Source organism: Kribbella amoyensis, assembly GCF_007828865.1.
Lineage (GTDB): Bacteria > Actinomycetota > Actinomycetes > Propionibacteriales > Kribbellaceae > Kribbella > Kribbella amoyensis.
Genome location: NZ_VIVK01000003.1, coordinates 417,810 through 438,699 on the forward strand (window position 1 = coordinate 417,810; position 20,890 = coordinate 438,699).

Annotated in this window: 21 protein-coding genes; 7 read left to right on the top strand and 14 right to left on the bottom strand. The window is 69.6% G+C overall.

What is annotated here, in order from left to right:
- The first annotated feature begins 110 nt into the window (after positions 1-110).
- A complete protein-coding gene (locus FB561_RS36015) occupies positions 111-488 on the top strand; it encodes a DUF3224 domain-containing protein (protein ID WP_170284948.1) in 378 nt (125 codons plus the stop codon).
- Here FB561_RS36015 and FB561_RS36020 read toward each other — a convergent pair.
- From FB561_RS36020 to FB561_RS36030, 3 genes are all read right to left on the bottom strand, one after another.
- A complete protein-coding gene (locus tag FB561_RS36020; protein ID WP_145814557.1) occupies positions 473-1,114 on the bottom strand; it encodes a spermidine synthase in 642 nt (213 codons plus the stop codon). The two genes, FB561_RS36015 and FB561_RS36020, sit on opposite strands and share 16 nt — an antisense overlap.
- A gap of 231 nt (positions 1,115-1,345) precedes the next feature.
- Positions 1,346-2,044, bottom strand: a complete 699-nt coding sequence (locus FB561_RS36025; protein ID WP_145814558.1) for an aggregation-promoting factor C-terminal-like domain-containing protein — start codon at positions 2,042-2,044, stop codon at positions 1,346-1,348.
- A gap of 182 nt (positions 2,045-2,226) precedes the next feature.
- Entirely contained in the window at positions 2,227-3,561 is a 1,335-nt protein-coding gene (locus tag FB561_RS36030; RefSeq protein WP_145814559.1) for a PhoH family protein, read from the bottom strand.
- A 399-nt stretch (positions 3,562-3,960) separates the two neighbouring features.
- Here FB561_RS36030 and FB561_RS36035 point away from each other — a divergent pair, with 399 nt between their 5' ends.
- Entirely contained in the window at positions 3,961-5,052 is a 1,092-nt protein-coding gene (locus FB561_RS36035; RefSeq protein WP_202881015.1) for an NYN domain-containing protein, read from the top strand.
- Here FB561_RS36035 and FB561_RS36040 read toward each other — a convergent pair.
- Entirely contained in the window at positions 5,019-5,798 is a 780-nt protein-coding gene (locus FB561_RS36040; protein ID WP_145814560.1) for an isoprenyl transferase, read from the bottom strand. The two genes, FB561_RS36035 and FB561_RS36040, sit on opposite strands and share 34 nt — an antisense overlap.
- A gap of 271 nt (positions 5,799-6,069) precedes the next feature.
- Between FB561_RS36040 and trhA the strand changes: the two genes are divergently transcribed.
- Complete coding sequence (trhA, locus tag FB561_RS36045) at positions 6,070-6,771, top strand: PAQR family membrane homeostasis protein TrhA (protein ID WP_145814561.1); 702 nt, start codon at positions 6,070-6,072, stop codon at positions 6,769-6,771.
- A gap of 1 nt (position 6,772) precedes the next feature.
- Here trhA and FB561_RS36050 read toward each other — a convergent pair whose 3' ends face one another.
- The gene (locus FB561_RS36050; RefSeq protein ID WP_145814562.1) at positions 6,773-7,198 is read right to left on the bottom strand and encodes a MarR family winged helix-turn-helix transcriptional regulator; all 426 of its coding nucleotides are present in this window, start codon (positions 7,196-7,198) and stop codon (positions 6,773-6,775) included.
- 63 nt (positions 7,199-7,261) lie between these two features.
- Between FB561_RS36050 and FB561_RS36055 the strand changes: the two genes are divergently transcribed.
- A complete protein-coding gene (locus tag FB561_RS36055; RefSeq protein ID WP_145814563.1) occupies positions 7,262-8,437 on the top strand; it encodes a phosphotransferase in 1,176 nt (391 codons plus the stop codon).
- Between the two features lie 4 nt (positions 8,438-8,441).
- Here FB561_RS36055 and FB561_RS36060 read toward each other — a convergent pair whose 3' ends face one another.
- Complete coding sequence (locus tag FB561_RS36060) at positions 8,442-8,912, bottom strand: nitroreductase/quinone reductase family protein (RefSeq protein ID WP_145814564.1); 471 nt, start codon at positions 8,910-8,912, stop codon at positions 8,442-8,444.
- A gap of 43 nt (positions 8,913-8,955) precedes the next feature.
- On the opposite strand from FB561_RS36060, the gene FB561_RS36065 reads away from it, so the two are divergent.
- A complete protein-coding gene (locus FB561_RS36065; protein ID WP_238335326.1) occupies positions 8,956-9,444 on the top strand; it encodes a hypothetical protein in 489 nt (162 codons plus the stop codon).
- 10 nt (positions 9,445-9,454) lie between these two features.
- Here FB561_RS36065 and FB561_RS36070 read toward each other — a convergent pair whose 3' ends face one another.
- From FB561_RS36070 to mca, 6 genes are all read right to left on the bottom strand, one after another.
- Entirely contained in the window at positions 9,455-10,876 is a 1,422-nt protein-coding gene (locus FB561_RS36070) for a M28 family metallopeptidase (protein ID WP_145814566.1), read from the bottom strand.
- A gap of 96 nt (positions 10,877-10,972) precedes the next feature.
- Positions 10,973-13,024 carry a M4 family metallopeptidase gene (locus FB561_RS36075; protein WP_145814567.1) on the bottom strand — a complete coding sequence of 684 codons (2,052 nt, stop codon included), beginning with the start codon at positions 13,022-13,024 and terminating at the stop codon, positions 10,973-10,975.
- Between the two features lie 251 nt (positions 13,025-13,275).
- Positions 13,276-15,267 carry a thioredoxin domain-containing protein gene (locus FB561_RS36080; protein ID WP_145814568.1) on the bottom strand — a complete coding sequence of 664 codons (1,992 nt, stop codon included), beginning with the start codon at positions 15,265-15,267 and terminating at the stop codon, positions 13,276-13,278.
- A gap of 23 nt (positions 15,268-15,290) precedes the next feature.
- Positions 15,291-16,319 carry a CopD family protein gene (locus FB561_RS36085; protein ID WP_145814569.1) on the bottom strand — a complete coding sequence of 343 codons (1,029 nt, stop codon included), beginning with the start codon at positions 16,317-16,319 and terminating at the stop codon, positions 15,291-15,293.
- A 107-nt stretch (positions 16,320-16,426) separates the two neighbouring features.
- On the bottom strand, positions 16,427-16,774 hold the full coding sequence (locus FB561_RS36090) for a hypothetical protein (RefSeq protein ID WP_145814570.1): 348 nt from the start codon (positions 16,772-16,774) through the stop codon (positions 16,427-16,429).
- A 40-nt stretch (positions 16,775-16,814) separates the two neighbouring features.
- On the bottom strand, positions 16,815-17,726 hold the full coding sequence (gene mca, locus FB561_RS36095) for a mycothiol conjugate amidase Mca (protein ID WP_202881016.1): 912 nt from the start codon (positions 17,724-17,726) through the stop codon (positions 16,815-16,817).
- On the opposite strand from mca, the gene FB561_RS36100 reads away from it, so the two are divergent.
- Positions 17,714-18,130, top strand: a complete 417-nt coding sequence (locus FB561_RS36100; RefSeq protein ID WP_145814572.1) for a DUF4307 domain-containing protein — start codon at positions 17,714-17,716, stop codon at positions 18,128-18,130. The genes mca and FB561_RS36100 overlap by 13 nt on opposite strands.
- A 284-nt stretch (positions 18,131-18,414) precedes the next feature.
- Positions 18,415-18,924 (top strand): transcription elongation factor GreA, encoded by a 510-nt coding sequence (gene greA, locus FB561_RS36105; protein WP_145814573.1) that lies wholly within the window; start codon positions 18,415-18,417, stop codon positions 18,922-18,924.
- Between the two features lie 80 nt (positions 18,925-19,004).
- Here the strand turns inward: greA and FB561_RS36110 are convergent, their stop codons facing one another.
- Both FB561_RS36110 and FB561_RS36115 read right to left on the bottom strand, forming a co-directional pair.
- Entirely contained in the window at positions 19,005-19,841 is an 837-nt protein-coding gene (locus FB561_RS36110; protein WP_145814574.1) for an ABC transporter permease, read from the bottom strand.
- Positions 19,838-20,854 carry an ATP-binding cassette domain-containing protein gene (locus tag FB561_RS36115; RefSeq protein WP_145814575.1) on the bottom strand — a complete coding sequence of 339 codons (1,017 nt, stop codon included), beginning with the start codon at positions 20,852-20,854 and terminating at the stop codon, positions 19,838-19,840. Before FB561_RS36115 ends, FB561_RS36110 begins: the two co-directional genes overlap by 4 nt.
- Positions 20,855-20,890: the final 36 nt, after the last annotated feature.

Here is a 20,890-nt window from a genome sequence, read left to right on the forward strand (position 1 = left end):
ACCTGCAGAGTACGTCGATCCGGGCTGTCGGCCGGGGCTGATAGAACGGCTGTGGACAACACCACAACGCCACACCGCGAGCGTCCGTACGGGGCCCAGGAGGAATGCCGATGAAGTTCACCCAGCCGTTCGAGATCACCAAGTGGGACCAGTCCGTCGCCGACGACTCCGACGACCTGGAGCTCGGCCGCGCGACCGTGGCGAAGACGTTCGCGGACGGCGACCTCGAAGGCGTCAGCACCGCGGAGCTGCTGATGGTCGGCACCGAGGCCGGCCCGGCGGCGTACACCGCGGTCGAGAAGTTCGTCGGCAGGCTGGCCGGCCGGGAGGGCGCGTTCGTGATGGTGCACGGCGCCAGCGCGGACGAGTCGTCCTCGCTCGGCAAGGTGGTCGCCGCGACCGGTGACCTGACCGGTCTCACCGGCAGTGTCGTCTACGAGCACGACGAGCAGGGCCCACGGCTCACCCTCGACTACAACCTGCCCTGATAGACGAAGTAGGTCTCGTCCCGTTCCTGCAGCCGGACCGGGACGGGCGAGACCTCACTGCGCCCGAAGACCCGCGCCAACGCGGCGTCCAGGCCGGCCGAGGACGACGAGGACCAGACGGTGAGGACACCGCCGGCCCGGAGCTTCTGCTTGCACAAGGCAAGGAACTCCGACTCGTACACGGCCGAGTTGCTGTCGTAGACGAGGAAGTCCGGCCCGTTGTCGACATCGAGCAGGATGCCGTCCAGCGACGCGTCCGGCTGCTCCGCGACCACCGCGCGAACGTCGCCCACGGCAACGACCACCCGTTCGTCGGTCAGCACCGACGGCAGCACGCCGTCCCGCATCCACTGCACCAGGGCCGGCTCGATCTCGGCGACGACCACCGTCCGCACCCGCGCGTCCGCGAGCAGCGTCCGCACGGTGTACCCGAGGCCGAGCCCGCCGACCAGCACGCGCTCCGGAGTACCTGACAAGGCAGCTTGTGCGAGCAGTTCCTCGCTGGAGGTCTCCCGGTCGTCCATCACGAACACACCGTTGACCCGCAGTTCGAGTGCGCCGTCATCCGCGCGGCGCCGCAGTACCAGCTCGCCGCGGTCACTGACCGCCCGCGCCACCTCACTCACCAACTCCCCCGCCTCTCCACGCCTACCCGCCCTCGCCCGCCACTCGCCACGCCCTCGCCCGCTCTCGCCCGGCCCGTTTGATGGGTTAACCCCTCAGATGGATGCTTGGCCCACCGTATTTCCGAGGGCCAAGCATCCACCTGAGGGGTTAACCCATCAAACGCCGCCCGGGCAGGCGGGGAAGGCGGGGAAGCGGGGAGGGAAAGGCGGGTGGGCGGGGCTGAGCGGGGGTCAGTACCAGTTCTTGGCCCGCGAGTGGGCCCACGCCTCGCACGGTGAACCGTACGCGTCCTCGATGTAGTCCAGGCCCCACTTGATCTGGGTGACCGGGTTGGTTCGCCAGTCCGAGCCGTACGAGGCCATCCGGTTGCCGGGCAGGGCCTGCGGGATGCCGTACGCGCTGGAGGTCGGGTTGTCCGCGGTCACCTTCCAGCGGGACTCCTTGGTCCACAGCTTGTCGAGGCAGGAGAACTGGTCCTCCTTCCAGCCGTGGTTGTCCAGCAGGTTGAAGGCGATCTCCTTCGGAGTGCCTTCCATCTCCTTGCGGGCGGCGTCCCGGCTGGCGCGCTCCTTGCGGGAGTCGTCGTTCTTCTTCTGCAGGGCCTCGTACCGGGCGAGGGCGGCGTTCTTCGCCTTACGGCGCAGCGCGGCCTGGTCCTGAGAGGCCTTCCGGGCGGCCTCGACCGCCTCGATCTGGTTGCGCAGCCGGACGACTTCCTGGGCCTGCTGCTCGGCCGTCAGCGGTTTCGGCGACGGCGTCCTGGCCTCGCGCGCCTTCCCGCTGTTCAGCACAGCGGCCTCGGCCCGGCCCGAGACCGGATCGGAGGCCGCACTACTGCCTGGGGAGGTGAAGAGATCGAAACCGGCGACGACGGAGACTACGGCGATCCCGGTGACCGCGAGGATCGCGACAGAGCGCTTGGCTTTCATCTGTCCTTCCGAATACCCGACCCCCGTCGGCTGGCAACAGGAACATACTCTAACGAGCCGGTTGATCACCAGCAGGTCACAACCAAAGGTGCGGCCACACAGTGTGTGACCGCACCAGGTCGGGGAGAAGTCTTACCGGGCCTTAACAAGCAACGCCCGGCAGCCCCGGATCAGCCCTTGGATCAGAGCTGTACGTCCTCCAGCATCTCGGTGACGAGCGCCGCGATCGGCGACCGCTCCGAGCGGGTCAGCGTGACGTGTGCGAACAGCGGATGGCCCTTCAGCTTCTCCACCACCGCGACCACGCCGTCGTGCCGGCCGACCCGCAGGTTGTCGCGCTGCGCCACGTCGTGGGTGAGCACCACCCGCGAGTTGGCGCCGACCCGGGACAGCACCGTGAGCAGCACGTTGCGCTCCAGCGACTGCGCCTCGTCGACGATCACGAACGCGTCGTGCAGCGAGCGGCCGCGGATGTGGGTCAGCGGCAGCACCTCGAGCATGCCGCGGTCCATCACCTCGTCGATCACGTCGCTGCTGGTGAGCGCGCCCAGCGTGTCGTACACCGCCTGCGCCCACGGCTGCATCTTCTCGGACTCGCTGCCGGGCAGGTACCCGAGCTCCTGGCCGCCGACGGCGAACAGCGGGCGGAACACGACCACCTTCTTGTGCTGGCGGCGCTCCATCACCGACTCCAGGCCGGCGCACAACGCGAGTGCCGACTTCCCGGTACCGGCCCGGCCGCCGAGCGAGATGATCCCGACGTCGGGGTCCAGCAGCAGGTCCAGGGCGACCCGCTGCTCGGCGGACCGGCCGCGGATCCCGAACGCCTCCCGGTCGCCGCGGACCAGCCGGATCCGCTTGTCCGGCATCACCCGGCCGAGCGCGCTGCCGCGGTCGGACAGCAGGACCAGGCCGGTGTGGGTCGGGAACTCACCCGCCTGCCGCAGTTCCAGTACACCGTCCTCGTACAGCGAGTCCACGTCCGCGGTCTCCACCTCGAGCTCGCTCATCCCGGTCCAGCCGGACTCCAGGGTGAGCTCCGCGCGGTACTCCTCGGCCGTCAGGCCACAGGCGGACGCCTTGACCCGCATCGGCAGGTCCTTGGAGACCAGCGTGACCTCGCGGCCCTCGGCCTTGAAGTTGCACGCCACCGCGAGGATGCGGCTGTCGTTGTCGCCGAGCCGGAACCCGGCCGGCAGCGACTCCGGGTCGGTGTGGTTGAGCTCGACCCGGAGTGATCCACCCTTCTCCCCCACTGGCAGGGGCGCGTCCAGTCGTCCGTGCAGGATCCTGAGCTCGTCCAGCAGGCGCAGCGCGGTGCGAGCGAAGTAGCCGAGCTCGGGGTGATGCCGTTTGGCCTCCAGTTCGGTGACGACGACCACCGGCACGACCACCTCGTGCTCGTCGAACCGCAGCATCGCGTGCGGGTCCGACAGGAGTACGGAGGTGTCCAGCACGTAGGTGCGCTGGGCCGGTGCGGATGAGGTACTTGACGCCTTGGCGTGGGTGGCAGCCATGTCGCACGTCCTCTCGGGCCGCGACGTGCACCACGCCCGGCCCACCAGTGGTTAGGTAGTGGACCGGGATCGGGCCCGGAGGTCTGGTGCAGACCCCCTCCGGTGCGCCGCGAAGGCGTCACCGGGGATCAGAAAGATCGAGACCTGGGGTCTCGGGTACTCCGTTCTGCTCCTCATGAAGCAACCGGCTGGCGAACGACTCTCATCTGATCGGGCCTCCCGGACAGCCGGCTTCCCCTCCGACCGTCACTTAGGAGAGTAGGTCGGTCCTGGTAACCCCGCATGCCGACACGCCCTCCCCCGGGGTTAACTGCGTGTTACACCTTTCCCCCCGCCGGGGGACGCCGTTCGCCCGGCGGAGTGACCCGGGACGACGGTCCGTCAGGCGACGCTCACACCATGCGAAAGAACTGGCCGGCCTGGTCCGGATACGCCGCCGCCCTGTGGTCCCTCGTCTACGGCGTACTCGGCGTGTACTGGGCCGCGGGCGGCGCCGGATACCCGTTCGCCCGGGTGGACGACGACCGGGCGACCGCGTCCCTGATGGAGGGCGCGCCGGTGGGAATCGTGGCTCCCGCGCTGGCCGTACTCGGTCTGACCGGAGCCGTGGTCGCCGTGCTGATGACTCGCCGGGAAGCCCGCCACTGGGCCCCGACCGCGTTCGCCGCGGTCCTGGCGGTCGTCCTCGCCCTCCTGATCCCCGACTACACCCTGATCGCGATGATCGCGCTGTCCCCCGCGTTGGTCGTCTTCGCGTTCACCGGGATCCCCGGCGACCAGGGTGGCCTCGGCGACGTCCTGTACTGGCACCGGGTGAACCTGATCCTGATGTTCGTCGGCGGCCTGCTCTGGGCGGCGACCGCGATCGCGTACCACCGCAGGGCGCGCCGGGCCTGCCTCAGCTGCGGCCGGACCGACGCCGTGACCAGGACCTGGCAGACCCCGGAGTCCGCGGCTCGGTGGGGCCGATGGGCCGTCGTCGCGGCCGGCCTGGTCACGGTGCCGTACGAGCTCACCCGGGTCGCCTGGTACCTCGGCTGGCCGCTCGGCGTCACCGAGGAGTTCCACCGGATGATGGCCGACACGCCAGGGATGCTGGAGATCGGGCTGGGCCTGGCCGTACTGAGCGTCGGCGGGACCGTCCTGACTCACGGTCTCGTGCACCGCTGGGGCGAGGTGTACCCGCGCTGGCTGTGGTTCCGGGCGGGCCGGCCGGTGCCGCCGAGTCGCGCGATCGTGCCCGCGTCACTGGTGGCGATCGTGCTGGTTCCGGCCGGGCTGATGAACTTCCGGATCCCGTTCGAGCCGGAGAACTGGGGCATCGCCGTGCCCGGCATGTTCTGGGTCCTCTGGGCCGTCGCGCTCGGGGTGGCGACGTACGGGTACCACCTGCGCCGCCGGACGACGTGCCGCCGGTGCGGGCGTGGTTCGATCAGCGCTGAGGTGCGGGTGCCGGATCAGGTGCCGAAGCGGCGTTCGCGTTGGGCGTAGTTGCGGATCGCGCGGAGGAAGTCGACGTGCCGGAAGTCCGGCCAGAGCGCCTCGCAGAAGTAGAACTCGCTGAGCGCGCTCTGCCAGAGCAGGAACCCGCCCAACCGTTGCTCCCCCGACGTCCGGATCACCAGGTCGGGGTCGGGCTGGCCCTTGGTGTACAGGTGCTCGGCGATGTGCTCGACGTCGACCCGCTCGGCCAGCTCCTCGATCGAGATGCCCTTGGCCGCCTCCTCGAGCAGCAGCGACCGGACCGCGTCGGCGAGCTCGCGGCGGCCGCCGTACCCGACGGCGACGTTGACCAGCATGCCGCTGACGTTCTGGGTGGCGGCCTCGGCGCCCTTGAGCACCTCGGCGGTGTTGCCCGGGAGCAGGTCGAGGGCGCCGACCGGGTGGATCCGCCAGCGGCCGATCGCGGCGAGCTCCTCGACCGTCTGCTCGATGATCCGCAGCAGCGGCTCCAGCTCCTCGGCCGGCCGGGTCAGGTTGTCGGTGGACAGCATCCACACCGTGACCACCTTGACGCCGACGTCGTCGCACCAGTCGAGGAACTCCGAGATCTTGCTCGCGCCGGCCTCGTGCCCGCGCGACACCGGGTCGCCGGAGGCCCGGGCCCAGCGCCGGTTGCCGTCGATGATGACACCGATGTGCCGCGGGAGCCGGTCCGGCGACAGGGACCGGGCGACCCGGCGCTCGTACAGTCCGTACACCGCGCTGCGCAGCCGCTGTTTCCCGGGTGTCCGCATGGGCAGATGATCTCCTCGACGAATGAAATGCCTTACCGAGGCTAGCCGAGATTCGGCGTCGGGGAGAGCGGGGAAGTGACATCGAACTTTCCGGCCGGTTCGCGCATCGGACACACCGGTGGCCGGTGTCCGCCCAGCGGCCGGACACACCGAAGTACTGGGTCCGTCGCGGTGATGTGGCCTACATTTCATCCTTGTGGACGATCGAACCTACGGTTCCGTAGGTTACGGTTGGGTATCCCAAGTCCCGCACCGGCTCGAGAGGATGGCGATGGCCGACACTGCGACCAGCACCCCGCCCCACGAACTCGGTCACCGTCTCAGTGGCGCGTTCTCACCCCTCAAACCCAAACTCCGCGGCTGGCTGCACGCCGGCACCTTCCCGTTCGCGATCGCGGCGGGCACGGTGCTGATCTGCCTGGCCCCGGGCGCGAGCGCGCGCTGGGCCGCCGCGGTGTACACGTTCGGCGCCATCCTGCTGTTCGGGATCTCGGCGCTGTACCACCGGTTCTACTGGGGCCCGACCGGTGAGGCGATCCTGCGCCGGCTCGACCACAGCAACATCTTCCTGTTGATCGCCGGCACCTACACCCCACTGGGGATGGTGCTGCTGCGCGGCGACGACCGGGTGTTGCTGCTCAGCATGGTCTGGGGCGGTGCCCTGCTCGGCATCCTGTTCCGGATCTTCTGGGTGGGCGCGCCGCGCTGGCTCTACACCCCGATCTACCTGGCCCTGGGCTGGGTGGCGATCTTCTGGATGAACGACTTCTACCACCTCGGTGGCGCCTCCGTGGTCACGCTGCTCGCCGTCGGCGGCGGCCTGTACTCGATCGGCGCGGTCGTCTACGGCACCAAGCGGCCGAACCCGTCCCCCCGCTGGTTCGGCTTCCACGAGATCTTCCACGCGTTCACGGTGGCCGCCTTCGTCTGCCACTACATCGCGGTCAGCATCGCCACGTACAAGGCCGGCTGACCTACTCGCGCAGTTCCTTCAGCGTCGCCCGGAACTCGGCGTAGCGGTCCGCGCCGAGCCGGGCGGACCAGGCGTCCTCGACCCGGGCAATCGCGGCCAGCGCGTACGCCGCGGCCTCGTCCCCTCGAGGTGTCCGGCGGACCAGCCGGACCCGTCGGTCGGCGGGCAGCCGCACCGACTCGGTGTACCCCAGGCCCTGCAGATAGTCGACGTGCTGCCCGAGCGCCTGTTTCGTCATCCCGGCCACCTCGGCCAGGTCGGTGATCCGGGCGCCGTCGGCCGGGATCAGGTCGAGCAGCCGGTAGTGCGACGCCCGCAACCCCGGGTACCGCGCCTGCGAGCCGGTGTGCAGTTCGGCGCGGACCTGTCCCAGCGCGGCGCCGAGCAGGTTCGCCACGTGCTCAGAGATCCCGTTGACGGAAGTCATAAGGCAACTTTACTATCTCGATGGTAAGGCCGCTTTACCTTCCTGGAGCGGAGTGGGGGGACCATGACCGCGACCGCACTCGAACCACTGGGCCGGGCCGCGCTGACCCCGGACGAGCTGACCGCGCTCGTCCGTACGGTCACCGGTGAGCCGCTGGCCGTACCGGCGGAGCTCCACGTCGAACCGGTCGACTACCTGATCGGCACCCCGACCACCGAGGCGCTGCTCCGGGTGGTCGGAACCGCTCGGCTCCCCGACGGGCAGACCACCGGTTGGTCGTGCTTCGTCAAGCAGCTCCAGTCCGCCCGCCACTGGTCGTTCCTCGACGTGGTGCCGGCTGAGCTCCGTGAGGTGTTCATCCGGAACATCCCCTGGCAGCTGGAGATCGCGGTCCACACCGGCGACCTGGACCAGGTCCTGCCTGAGGGTCTCCGGCTCGCCAGGTTGTACCGGATCGACGAGTACGAGGACGAGCGCGGCACGTTGTGGATGGAGGACGTCGTCCAGGAGCAGGGGATCTGGCCGCTGGAGCGGTTCGAGCGGGCCGCGTTCCTGCTCGGCCGGTTGTCGGCGCGGCGGCAGACCCACCTGGTCCGGCCGCTGCTCCCGCGGGACGGCGTCGAGACGCCCGGCGTGGGACTGCGGTACTACACCGAGAACCGCGTACTCCAGGGCGCTGTGCCCGCATTGGCCGACGAGGCGACGTGGCGTCATCCGCTGCTGGCGGCCGCGGTCGACGCGACCGGCGAGCACGAGCTCCGTACGGACCTGCTGGCGCTGGCGGAGCAGTTGCCCGCGGTACTGGACGCGCTGGACACGGTGCCGCAGTGCTACCAACACGGCGACGCGAGTCCGCAGAACCTGCTCGTCCCGAACGGGAGTCCGGACGAGTTCGTCGCCATCGACTGGGGCTTCGACTGCCCGCAGGCGGTCGGATTCGATCTCGGGCAACTCCTGGTGGGACTCGCGCACGCCGGCGAGTTGGCGCCGTCCGCCCTGCCCGCGGTGCACAAGGTGATCCTGGCGGCGTTCCTGGAGGGGTTGGCCGCCGACGGGATGGACGTCACCGCGGAGCAGGTGCGGTTCGGGTACCTCGGCTCGCTGCTAGCCCGGGCCACCTTCACCGCGATCCCGGTCGAGCTGTTCGGCCTGAGCCCCGGACCCGCCAACGAGGCCGTCTTCGAGCAACGGGTCCTGCTCACCCGCGCCCTCGTCGACCTGGTCCAGCCGGTCGTCTAGCGGATCACCGGGGCGTCAGCACGAACACGCGGACGTCGCGCCCACTGCGTTCCACGTACGTGTCGTAGGCGGGCCACACCTTGCACACCAGGGGCCATACGCGCTCCCGCTCCGCTCCTTCGGCGAGGACTGCGCGCACCGGGATCTCACGGTCACCTGAGATCGCCACTACGGCATCCGGTGCGGCCAGGAGGTTCGCGGACCACGCGGGGTGGTGCTGCTGGCCCCAGTTCGACGCGGTGATCACGAACGCGTCGCCGTCCGGTGCGTAGAGGAGCGGGACCGTACGGGGCAGGCCGGACTTGCGTCCCGTGGTCGTCAGCAGCAACGACGGCAACGCGGTCCGGCCGATGATGGTCAGCCGGCCGCCGGTCCGTTGTTGCAGCCAGCGATCGACAGGGACGACGGTGCGACCCAGCGTGGCGAACCAGGGCCGGTGCCCTAACAGCCGGATGACATTCGTGTACCAGCCCATGCACGAAGTCTGCACCGGACCCGGCGGCGGGTATGCATGGGGTGTGAGGACCCTTCAGTTCGTTGTACTCGCCGCCGCCGGTCTCGTGCTGGCCGGGTGCGGCGACGACACCGGCGCCGGCGGTACCCCGACCAGCGCCCCGACCAGGGCACCGAGTTCGGCCGCGCCCACCGGCGAGGTGTTCCCGGTGACCGTCACCCGGACCGGCGGCTTCGCCGGGTTCGACGACCGGGTCGTGATCGGCAAGGACGGCGTCGCCAGCGTCAGTCAGCGGGCCAAGGATCCGGTGCGCTGCAAGCTGGATCCCAGCCTGCTGACCACGTTGACCACGGCGCTCGAGCAGGTCGACTGGGCCGCGGTCGGAAGCACCAAGCCGACGTTCCGGCACCCCGACGACCTGATCGTCGCGGTCTCGGCGGGCGGCGGCACGGCCCGGATCGAGGAGCCGAAGCTGAAGCCGCTGATGGCCCCGGTGAGCAAGCTGCTCACCGAAGCCACCGTGCCGCCGGGCAAACTCTGCAAGCCGGTCTGAACCGGCCCGCTCAGCTGGTGGTCAGGGCGGTGTCGTCGATGACGAAGCTGGTCTGCAACGACGAGTCCTCCTGACCGACGAACTTCACCGTCACCGTCTTGCCCTTGTACTGCGTCAGGTCGAACGTCTTCTGCACGTACGACGTGGACTTGTTCAGGTTCGACAAGGTTCCGAGCGTAGTGGTCGTCGAACCGTCGACCACCTGCACCTTCACCGTGTCGTACGCCGTCGTGCCGGTGGTCTCCGAGGTGTCGATCCGGATCCAGAACGACAGACTCGCCGCGGCCGCCGAGGCCGGGATCGCGACCGACTGGCCGACGTTCTCCGTGGTCGACCGGCCGTTGCCCTGCAACCACAACTTCCACGTACCGGTCCGGGCCGGACGGCCGGTGTTGTTGGTGATCGGACCCGAGGTACCGGTCCAGTTCACCGCGCCGGATTCGAAGCCAGGGTTGAGGATCAGGTTGTCCCCGGCCGGCGGCTGGGTGCTGCCGTAGTCCTTCTGCGCGTAGCTCCAGATCATGTGGCCGATGGCATCGATCTGGCGGTCCAGCGAGGTCAGGTCGAGGTTGCTGATGGTGTCGCAGGACCGGTGGTAGCAGGGGTCGAAGGCCTGTCCCGCCGACCCGCCCCATTTGGTTGCCTGGGACGACGACTTGATGCCCTCGGCGCCCGAGAAGGTCCCCGCGGTGGGGATCCCGAGCGACCGGAACGCCGCGTGGTCGGACCGGCCCTGGACGTCGATGTACTCGGTCTGGACACCCTTGCCGGTGAAGTAGGCGACCAGGTCGTCGCGGGCGCCGTCACCGGCCGGGTTGTCGTCGTAGACGAAGTAGCCCGGGTTCGGCGAGGCGATCATGTCGAAGTTCAGGTAGAGCTCGACCTTGTCCCGCTCGGCCGCGGACAGGTTGTTCACGTAGTACTTGGAGCCGACCAGGCCGAGCTCCTCGGCGCCCCAGAAACCGAACCGGAGCCGGTTCTTCGGAGTCTGCCCGCCGGCGGCGTAGGCGAGCGCGACCTCGAGGACGCCGGCGCTGCCGGACCCGTTGTCGTTGATGCCGGGGCCGGAGCTGACGCTGTCGAGGTGCGAACCGGCCATCACGACGTGGTTCGCGTCGCCGTGCGGCCACTCGGCGATCACGTTGTACGACGTCCCGGCCGAGGTGGAGAACTGCTGCAACGTGGTGGTGTACCCGGCGGCGTCGAGTTTCGCCTTCACCCAGTCGGCCGAGGCGCGGTATCCGGGCCGGCCGGTGGACCGGTTGCCACCGTTGCTGGTGGCAATGGACTGGAACTGGTCGAGATGGGCCTTGGTGTTGGTGACCGAGATGTCCGGCGACGCGGCCACGGTCGCGGTCGCGGGTCCGCCGGGGACGAGCAGGGCGGCGACGGGGGCGGCGCCGAGGACGGCGTACCGGAGGGACTTGGGCATGCGGGGACTCCTTCGCCTCACAAAGGAGTCCGGGACGCACAGCCTGGGCGGAGGCCGTGCGCCCCGGACTGGATCACAGCGGGACCTGCGGGTGGATCAGCTCGTGGTCAGCGAGGTGTCGTCGATGACGAAGCTGGTCTGCAGGGAGGAGTCCTCCTGGCCGACGAACTTCACCGTGACCGTCTTGCCCTTGTACTGCGTGACGTTGAACGTCTTCTGCACGTACGACGTGTTCTTGTTCAGGTTCGAGTACGTCGCCAGCGTGGTGGTGGTGCCGCCGTCGACGATCTGGACCTTCGCGGTGTCGTAGACCGTCGAGCCGGTGGTCTCCGCGGTGTCGATCCGGATCCAGAACGACAGGCTCGCCGCCGTGGCCGAGGCCGGGATCGCGACCGACTGACCGATGTTCTCGGTGGTCGACCGGCCGTTGCCCTGCAGCCACAGCTTCCAGGTGCCGGTGCGCGCCGGACGCCCGGTGTTGTTGGTGATCGGGCCGGCGGTGCCGGTCCAGTTCACCGCACCGGACTCGAAGCCCGGGTTGAGCAGCAGGTTGTCACCCGTCGGCGGCTCCGGGTCGCCACCGCCGGCACAGGCGGCCGCACCGGCCGGGACCGAGATGCCCGTGAACGCGGCCTCGATGCCCTTGCACTGGGTGGAGTCGGCGCCGTACAGCTCCTTCGCGGAGTTGATCGCCCCTTCGCGGGCGTCCTTGTAGGTGCTGCCCGAGGTGAGCTTGGTGCTCAGCGTCCGGTACCAGACCTTGGCGGCGACGTCCCGGCCGACACCGGCGATGGTGGCGCCGTTGCAGGCGGTGCTGCTGTGGTTCACGCCGCCGATCACCTTGCTGCCGGTGCCTTCGGAGGCCAGGTAGAACCAGTGGTTCAGCGGGCCCGAGGAGTAGTGCGGGTCGGCGCTGCCGACCGAGCTGCTCCAGCAGTCGTAGCTGCGCCCGTCCTTCGACGGCTTGTCCATGTACCGCAGCGGCGTGCCGTTGCCGTTGATGTTGATCTTCTCGCCGATCAGGTAGTCACCCGGGTCGGACGAGTTGTTGGCCGAGAACTCGACCGCGGTGCCGAAGATGTCCGAGGTGGACTCGTTCAGGCCGCCCGCGTCGCCGAAGTAGTTCAGGTTCGCGGTCGCCTCGGTGACACCGTGGCTCATCTCGTGGCCGGCCACGTCGATGGAGGTCAGCGGCCGGGCGTTGCCGGAGCCGTCGCCGTACGTCATCTGGGTACCGTCCCAGAAGGCGTTCACGTACGCGTTGCCGTAGTGCACCCGGGACCGGGCACCCTGGCCGTTGTTGAAGATGCCGTTCCGGCTGTGCACGTTCTTGTAGTAGTCCCAGGTCAGCTGGGCGCCGAAGTGCGCGTCGACGCCGGCGGTCTGCCGGCTCGAGGTGGCGCCGTTGCCCCAGGTGTCGTCCGGGTCGGTGAACGTGGTGCCGTTGCCCGACGTCGCGCCGTTGAGGTCGGTGGTGTAGTTCCCGCCGCGGCTCGGGTCGGTCATCGAGTAGCTGCCGGAGGTGCCGATGCTGACCGTGCCGGAGTACATCGAGTTGCCGGTGCCGGTCTTGATCTCGTCGTCCTGGGCGAGGACGGCGCCGGACCTGGCGTCGACGAACGTGTGCAGCACCGAGGGGGTCTGGTCGGCCTTGGTCCCGCTGGTGACGACCTCGTAGGCCAGCACGGGCTTGCCGGTCGCCGCGAAGACGACCAGAGCACCCTTGTTGCCGGTGGCCTTGAAGTCGGCCGCTTTGGAGCCCTTGCTCAGCGCCGCCGCCTGGGACAAGGTCGGCTTGGTCGAGCTGACTCCGACGGACTTCGCGCCACGGTTGTAGGTGACGCTCGCGACCTTCTCGCCACTGCGCCTGACGATCAGGTCACCACCGACGACCTTGAGGCCGTTGAAGATGCGGTCGTAGCGGACGTACTCGGTGCCGTCGGCATCCTTGACCACGTCGCGGACCTTGAGTTCCTCGCCGCCGGCCAGGCCGAGCGCCGCGGCCGTCTGCGCGGTCAGCGCCTGTTCGGCCTGGACGGCGGCGGCCTTGTTGAAGCCCGACGCCGGGAGCGGAGTCGTCGGGTTGGCGGCTCCGGCGGGCGCGGTGGTGAACGCCCCAGCCAATCCCGCTGCTGCGACTACCGCCACCGCCCCTGCTGATGTCAGTCGTTTCAAGACAACATCTCCTCACTGGGTGGTCGCTGTTTGGGCGCAGCGACCGATGTTGATGGGGACGCCGGATGCTCTGGCGCAGCAGTGCCACCGCACTCTTGTGACACTGCGTGTCAGGACATGCGAGTTCTGTTACATCCGACTGAGGGAGGACTCTGTCCCCCGGATGCCCGGGAGTCAAGGGATCCGGGCGAAACGACAGGGAAAACCCGCACTGGCGCGCGTTGTCAGCGCGTCGGCGTCAACTCGCGCCGAAGGTCTTCCGGCAACACGATCGGCAGCCGGCAGGTGAACTTCTGACAGACGTAGGCGGCCGGCTGCCCGCCGACCAGGTCCCGGCCGGCCATCAGCGGTACGTCGAGCCCGGGCGCGCCGCGGACGATCGCGGTCCCCCACGGCGCCTCGGTCAGCGCCGTCCGGACCAAGGCGCCGGCGCCTTCAGGATCGGGGGCAACGATCGCGATCTCCAACGGGCCGGCCTGCAGCGCCTCGGCGACCGCGAGCGCCCGGCCCGCGAACCGCGGTGCCCGGTCAGCCAGCGCCCCGGACGCCGACAAGGCGAGCCGCGCCGCCTCCTCGTACCGGGCCGACCCGGTCACCGAGGCGAGCGTCGTGAAGGCCTCGGCGGCCAGCGACACCCCGGACGGGCTCGCGTTGTCCGTCGGGTCCTGCGGCCGCCACACCAGCGACTCGGCGTCCGCCGCCGTGTCGAAGAAGGTGCCGTCAGCAACGAACTGCCCGAGGACCCGGTCCAGCAAGGACTCCGCGAGCGTCAGCCAGCTCGCGTCCCCGGTGACGGCCAGCAACGTCAGACAGGCCTGCGCGTACGCGGCGTAGTCCTCCAGGACGCCGTGGGCCGTCCCCACCTGGCCGTCCCGCGAGGTCCGGCGCAACCGCCCGTCGGCGTCCAGGTGGACGTCGCGAACCAACCCGGCGGCGGTCACCGCCGCCCCGACGTACTCGGGCCGGTCCAGCACGACCCCGGCCCGTGCGAGCGCGGTGATGGCCAGCCCGTTCCACGCGGCAACCACCTTGTCGTCACGGCCGGGGTACGTACGGCGCGCGCGGGCGTCCCGCAGTACCGTCCGGACGCGGGCCCATCGCTCGGGGTCGTCCGGGTCCTGGCGGAGCTGGAGGACAGAGGTGCCGTGTTCGAAGGTGCCGGTGACGTCGCAGAGCCCGATCGTCCAGTCCGCGTCCTCGCCGAGGAGCTCGCGCAACTCGTCCGGGGACCAGACGTAGTACCGGCCTTCCTCGCCCTCGGTGTCGGCGTCCAGCGCGGAGGCGAACCCGCCTTCCGCGGTCCGCAGCTCGGCGAGCAGGAAATCGGCCGTCTCGGTGGCGATCCGCTCGGCCAACGGCGACCGCGTCACGGCCCACAGCTGGGTGTACACGTCGAGCAGCAACGCGTTGTCGTACAGCATCTTCTCGAAGTGCGGCACGATCCACTGCCGGTCCACGCTGTACCGCGCGAAGCCGCCCGCCAGCTGGTCGTACATCCCGCCCCGGGCCATCCGCTCACACGTCTCGACCGCCATCCGGAGCGCGTCGGCGGACCCGGTCCGGCGGTGATGACGCAGCAGGAAGTCGAGCACCATCGACGGCGGGAACTTCGGCGCCTGCCCGAACCCGGCGTCGGCCTGGTCGAAGTCCACCCCGAGCAGCGAAACCGCCTTGTCCAGCGCGGCTTCGTCGATCGCGGCACCGGCCATCGCCTTGCGCGCGCCGAGCTGCTTCACCACCGATTCGCCGATCCCGTCGATCTGCTCGCGCTTGCTCCGCCACGCGTCCGTAAGCGACTCCAGCACCTGCCGGAACGTCGCCATCCCGAGCCGCGGCTGCGCCGGGAAATACGTCCCGCAGAAGAACGGCTCCCCGGCCGGCGTCAGGAACACCGACATCGGCCAGCCGCCCTGCCCGGTCATCGCGACCGTGGCCTCCATGTAGATCGCGTCCACGTCGGGCCGCTCCTCGCGGTCCACCTTGACGCTGACGAAGTGCTCGTTCAGGTACGCCGCGGTCTCGGCGTCCTCGAACGACTCGTGCGCCATCACGTGACACCAGTGACACGCCGAGTACCCGATCGACAGGAACACCGGCACATCCCGCTCCCGCGCCTCCGCGAAAGCCCGCTCCCCCCACTGCTTCCACGCCACCGGATTCTCAGCATGCTGCCGCAAATACGGCGAGGTCGACGTGCCCAGCTCGTTGGCGGCCATGTCCCCCACCGTAACGGGCCGGATCAGGTGGTCTGGGCGAGGGCGGTGGAGAGGCCGAGGGCCAGGGCCATCACGACGAGTTCGACGCCGACGAGCTTCCAGAAGCGGGGGCCGGGCTCGATCAGGCTGGTGACGATCTGGCGGCGGTGGATCGCGCCGCCGATGATCAGCAGGAGGAAGAGGGCGGTCTTCGCGATCAGCAGGCCGCCGTACGCGTCGGCGGTGACGGTGTCGAGGACCTGGTCGTACCCGCCGCCCTTCGCGGCCAGCCGGCCGGCCGCGCTGAGCAGACCGCTGAGCAGGACCAGGATCGACGACAGCAGGGCGATCTGGCTGAAGCGCTCGAGCACGAACGGCAGGCCGTTGCGGCTGGCGCGTCCGTACCGGACCAGGGCGGCCAGTCCGCCGACCCAGCAGGTCGCCGCGATCACGTGGACGACCAGCGCGATCCCGGCCGTGACGACGTACTGCTCGTTGTTCGGGTACGCGGTGACGGCTGCCGGGATCAGGGCGGCGATCGCGACCAGTACACCGAGCCACGCGGCCGCCGCGGTCTGGACGCGACGGATGCCGATCGCGAGCGCGACCACGAGGATCCCCGTGATCAGCTGCGCCTTGACCTCGGGGACACCGAGCGCGTTGTCCACCCTGTACCGCAGCAGCAGGACCGCCGTGTCGAGGAGGACCGCCGATGTCACCACGGCGCCGGCGAACGACGCGACGGCCCAGATGATCGCGGCGTTGCTGGCGTCGCGGACCGCACGGCGTCCTTGGTTACCGAGCGGGCCGCCGTCGGTCCGCAGCAGGACGACCGCGGCGAGCAACGCACCGGCGCATCCCACGGTCGCCAACGTCGAGACCAGCCGCAGGAACGGCAGCAGCCAGGACACGAACTGACTCGGACCGCCGATCCCCAGGACGTTCTCCTGTGGTTCGCTGCCGGCCGCGAAAATGCCGGCGACCATGGCGATCGTGGCGACCAGCAGAGCGATCAGACCACCCGCGAGCAGACGTCCGGGCATCCGGTGCCGGGCGGCGCGGGTGGCCCTCACAGAGCGGTCCCGCCCTCGGCTCGGTTCAACACGCGCTCACTATAGGGTGAGCTGCGTCACCGTCGCCGCCTGCGACACCATCTCGTGACCAGGCGGCGGTTGCGGCCTCAGCGCTGGGTATGAGCCGGGTCGTCGGCCGGCTTCTCGGCAGCCGTCTCTTCGGCGGCCGCGTCAGGCTTCGCCGTCGGCTCGGCAGCGCCAGCCTGGTCCGCTGAGCTGTCCGCCGTCGGCCGGTCGCCAGACGGTGCTCGGTCGTCCGCAGTGTCGTCCGCGGGCGCGGGCCGCCCACCGGTGGGATCGAAGTCGATCCGCTTCAACTGCTTGCCCATGTTGCGCCACAGCAGCGCGGTGGCGGCAGCGAGCGCCAGCACGATCAGCAGCGCCACCCACCCGGGCCGCACCGTGTTCGGGTCGATCTCCCCCATCGGGAGCACGGTCGTCGGAGGAAGGGTCATCGCGATCACCCGGCCAGTGTCTCACCGTCCGCGCCCGCCGTCAGCGCAGCCCCGCGAACAGGTCGTCCTCGGGCACCGCTGTCTCGACCACACTCCGGGCCAGTTCGTAGTCCTCCGTCGGCCAGGCCTGCTGGTGGACGTCCAGCGGAACGGCGAACCACGCCCCGTCCGGATCGATCTGGGTCGCGTGCGCCAGCAGCGCCCGGTCCCGGACGCCGAAGTACTCCGCGCACTCCACCCGGGTGGTGATCCGGCGCTCGTTCTCCGGGTCCGGCTTCCAGTCCTTCAGCCGGTCCGCGTACGGCGACTCCAGGCCGCGGGCGACCATCGCGTCGTGCAGCGCCTTCATCCGCTCCCGGTGGAAGGTGTGGTGGTAGTACAGCTTCAGCGGCTGCCACGGCTCGCCCAGCTCGGGGTACGCGTCGGCGTCACCGGCCGCCTCGAACGCGGCCACGGTGATCTGGTGGCACATCACGTGGTCGGGATGCGGGTAGCCGCCGTTCTCGTCGTACGTGGTGACGACCTGCGGGCGGAACTCGCGGATCAGCTTGACCAGCGGGGCGGCGGCGGCCTCGACCTTGAGCGAGGCGAAGCAGCCGTCCGGCAACGGCGGCAGCGGATCGCCCTCGGGGAAGCCGGAATCGATCCAGCCGAGCCACTCCTGCCGGATCCCGAGGATCTCGCGCGCGGCGTCCATCTCCCGGCGGCGGATCTCGGTGATGTTCGCCAGCACGTCGGGGCGGTCCATCTTCGGATTCAGGATCGAGCCGCGCTCACCACCGGTACACGTGGCGACCATCACGTCGACGCCTTCGGCCACGTACCGGGCGGTCGAGGCGGCGCCCTTGCTGGACTCGTCGTCGGGGTGAGCATGGACATGCAGCAGGCGAAGATCTTCGGTCACAAGACACAATGGTCCTCCAAGCCCGAGGAGAACCGTTGACCGACCCATCCGGAACCGACCTGGACGCCCGCTACGGACGGCGCCCGCGCGGCCGCCGACCCCTGCTGTACGTGCTCGCCGGCGTGCTCGTCGTGGTCGCGCTGGGGTGGCTGGTCCGGGTCGCGGTGATCCAGGCCACGCCACCGGTCTCGTCCCGGCTGCTGGCGTTCGCGATCCCCTCGGACACCAGCGCGACGGCCACCATCCAGGTCGAGCGCCGCCGGTCGGTGGAGGCGTCCTGCCGGCTCCAGGCCAAGGCCGCCGACTTCGCCATCGTGGGTGAACTCACAGTCACCGTCCCGGCCGACTCCCCGCGGCGCCAGACCGTCCCGGCCACCCTCACCACCCAGCGCGCGGCGACCTCGGTGGTGCTGATCGGCTGCACCACGCCGGACAGCAAACGCCCGCACTGACCGGCGGAAAAGTCGGCGGAAAAGCGCGCCCGGTACCCCGGACGCCGGGGAACGAAACGTGATCCTGGACGGACTGTCCACAGAGCGAACAGACTGAAAAGCCGCTGGACTTCCGCGGAAGCAATCGATTACATCGCGGGACGCAACCGTTTTTGGTTCGGTCCCGTGGGCCGAAAGAACAGTGGGGTTCCGAGCCCGTTCTTGCTACGCTGAGTGGAATGGTCGCCGTCGTCGACGGCGGCCAGAGGCTTTTCTACCCATCCCATCGACACAAGGAGCAGCCCGTGACGCAGAACATCGAAGAGAGCGTTGTCTGGCTGACACAGGATGGCTATGACCAGCTGAAAGCGGAGCTCGAGCACCTGAAGGGCCCGGCCCGGGCCGAGATCACCCAGCGCATCAGCGACGCCCGCGACGAGGGCGACCTGAAGGAGAACGGCGGCTACCACGCCGCCAAGGACGAGCAGGGCAAGATCGAGGCGCGGATCCGGCAGCTGGAGGACATGCTGCGCCGAGCCCAGGTCGGTGAGACGCCTAAGGTCGGCGGCAAGATCGAGCCCGGCATGAAGGTGTCGATCAAGTTCGCCGGTGACGACGACGTCGAGACCTTCCTGCTCGGCTCCCGCGAACTGCTCGCCCTGGACGCGTCGGTCGATATCGACGTGTACTCACCGCAGAGCCCGCTCGGCGCCGCGATTCTCGGCAAGAAGAAGGGCGACAAGGCGACGTACGAAGCCCCGAACGGCAAGGACGTCACCGTCGAGATCGTCGCCGCGGAGCCGTTCACCAGCTGATCCCCCAAACGCACAAGAGCGCCCCGGTGGATCCACCGGGGCGCTGTTGTTTTGTGCGCGGGACGCCTTCTTCGTCAGTTTCAGTGGCCGGTCGTGAGGCGGTATTTGCGGACGGCCAGCGGTCCGAAGACGCCGATGATGACCGCACACCAGATCAGGCTCAGCCAGACCGGGTGCTGGGCCGGGAATCCGTCCGGACTCGCGAACGGGGACGGGTTGCCGAACAGGTGCCGGCAGGCGGCCACGATCGAGGAGATCGGGTTCCACTCGGCGACCGGCTGGAGGGCGGCCGGGAGGTTCGGCGTGGGCACGAAAGCGTTCGACAGGAAGGTCAGCGGGAACAGCCAGATCAGGCCCGCCGACGCGGCCACCTCCGGGCTGCCGACCGACAGGCCGATCAGGGCGCCGACCCAGAGCATCGCGAACGCGAACAGCAGCAGGATCGCGAACGCCGCCAGCGCCTGGCCGAAGCCGTTGTGCCAGCGCCAGCCGACGATGAACCCGCAGATCACCATCACCAGCATCACGAACGCGTTGAACACCACATCGCCGATCACCCGGCCGGCGATCACCCCGGACCGCGCCATCGGCAGCGACCGGAACCGGTCGATCAGCCCCTTCGACATGTCGTCCGCCAGCCCGACACTGGCCGAGGCGACCGCGAACGCCATCGTCTGCGCGAAGATGCCGGCCATCAAAAACTCCCGGTACGCCTGCGCGCCCGGGAAGCCGGGGATCGGGATCGCGTTGCCGAACACGTACGCGAACAGCAGCACGAACATGATCGGCTGGATCGTCGCGTAGATCAGCATGTCCGGCGTCCGCGGAATCCGCTTCAGCGTGCGCCAGGCCAGGATCCCGGCGTCCGACACGGCCCGGCCGAGCGGACTCACCTTGGCGGGCGTCTGGGTACTCATGCTCGTCCTCTCGCCGCGCCCACGGCGGACTCGTCGGTGTCGGTGTCGGGGTTGTCGGTCGCGTGCCCGGTCAGGGTGAGGAAGACGTCGTCCAGGGTCGGCCGGCGCAGCCCGATGTCCGCGATCCGGATGCCGTTGCCGTCGAGGGTGCGGATCACCTCGACCAGGGCGCCCGCGCCACCCGGCGCCGGCAGCGTGATCCGGTGACTGTTGCCGTCGATCGAGGTGGCGTCCGGGTCGGTGACCTGGAGCGCGGTGACGAGCAGCTTCAACGCGCGATCGGCCTCCGCCGGATCCTGCGGGACCACCTCGATCCGCTCCCCGCCGACCTTGGCCTTCAGCTCGTCCGCGGTCCCCCGGGCGATCACCGAGCCGTGGTCGACGACCGCGATGCTGTCGGCCAGCTCGTCGGCCTCTTCCAGGTACTGGGTGGTGAGCAGGATCGTGACCCCCTCGCTGACCCGGTCCCGGATGATCTGCCACAGGTCGAGCCGGCTGCGCGGGTCCAGCCCGGTGGTCGGCTCGTCCAGGAACAGCACCTTCGGATGGGCGATCAGCGAGCCGGCCAGGTCGAGCCGGCGGCGCATCCCGCCCGAGTACGTCTTCAGGGTCCGGTCGGCCGCTTCGGTGAGGTCGAAGATCTCCAGCAGCTCGTCGGCCCGTTGCTTCGCCTGGGCGCTGGACAGCCGGTAGAGCCGGCCGAACATCCACAGGTTCTCCCGGCCGGTCAGCAGTTCGTCGACCGCCGCGTACTGCCCGGACAGCCCGACCAGCTGCCGGACCGTGTCCGCCTCCTTGACCACGTCGTGGCCGAGCACCCGCGCGCTGCCCTCGTCGGGCCGCATCAGGGTGGTGAGCACTCGGACGGTGGTCGTCTTGCCCGCGCCGTTCGGCCCGAGCAGGCCCAGCACGCTGCCTTCCGGCACCTCCAGATCGATCCCGTCGAGCGCCTTGACCGTGTTCTTCCGGGACTTGAACGTCTTCACGAGGCCAGTCGCCTCGACAGCAGCCATCCCCAGTGCCTTTCTTCCTGATGCGAGTGTGATGCA

Bases quoted from the DNA above. Each gene is read 5' to 3' on its own strand.
- FB561_RS36015 (WP_170284948.1), top strand. From the start codon at position 111: ATGAAGTTCACCCAGCCGTTCGAGATCACCAAGTGGGACCAGTCCGTC.
- FB561_RS36025 (WP_145814558.1), bottom strand. From the start codon at position 2,044: ATGAAAGCCAAGCGCTCTGTCGCGATCCTCGCGGTCACCGGGATCGCC.
- FB561_RS36030 (WP_145814559.1), bottom strand. From the start codon at position 3,561: ATGGCTGCCACCCACGCCAAGGCGTCAAGTACCTCATCCGCACCGGCC.
- FB561_RS36035 (WP_202881015.1), top strand. From the start codon at position 3,961: ATGCGAAAGAACTGGCCGGCCTGGTCCGGATACGCCGCCGCCCTGTGG.
- FB561_RS36040 (WP_145814560.1), bottom strand. From the start codon at position 5,798: ATGCGGACACCCGGGAAACAGCGGCTGCGCAGCGCGGTGTACGGACTG.
- trhA (WP_145814561.1), top strand. From the start codon at position 6,070: ATGGCCGACACTGCGACCAGCACCCCGCCCCACGAACTCGGTCACCGT.
- FB561_RS36050 (WP_145814562.1), bottom strand. From the start codon at position 7,198: ATGACTTCCGTCAACGGGATCTCTGAGCACGTGGCGAACCTGCTCGGC.
- FB561_RS36055 (WP_145814563.1), top strand. From the start codon at position 7,262: ATGACCGCGACCGCACTCGAACCACTGGGCCGGGCCGCGCTGACCCCG.
- FB561_RS36060 (WP_145814564.1), bottom strand. From the start codon at position 8,912: ATGGGCTGGTACACGAATGTCATCCGGCTGTTAGGGCACCGGCCCTGG.
- FB561_RS36070 (WP_145814566.1), bottom strand. From the start codon at position 10,876: ATGCCCAAGTCCCTCCGGTACGCCGTCCTCGGCGCCGCCCCCGTCGCC.
- FB561_RS36080 (WP_145814568.1), bottom strand. From the start codon at position 15,267: ATGGCCGCCAACGAGCTGGGCACGTCGACCTCGCCGTATTTGCGGCAG.
- FB561_RS36090 (WP_145814570.1), bottom strand. From the start codon at position 16,774: ATGACCCTTCCTCCGACGACCGTGCTCCCGATGGGGGAGATCGACCCG.
- mca (WP_202881016.1), bottom strand. From the start codon at position 17,726: ATGGGTCGGTCAACGGTTCTCCTCGGGCTTGGAGGACCATTGTGTCTT.
- FB561_RS36110 (WP_145814574.1), bottom strand. From the start codon at position 19,841: ATGAGTACCCAGACGCCCGCCAAGGTGAGTCCGCTCGGCCGGGCCGTG.
- FB561_RS36115 (WP_145814575.1), bottom strand. From the start codon at position 20,854: ATGGCTGCTGTCGAGGCGACTGGCCTCGTGAAGACGTTCAAGTCCCGG.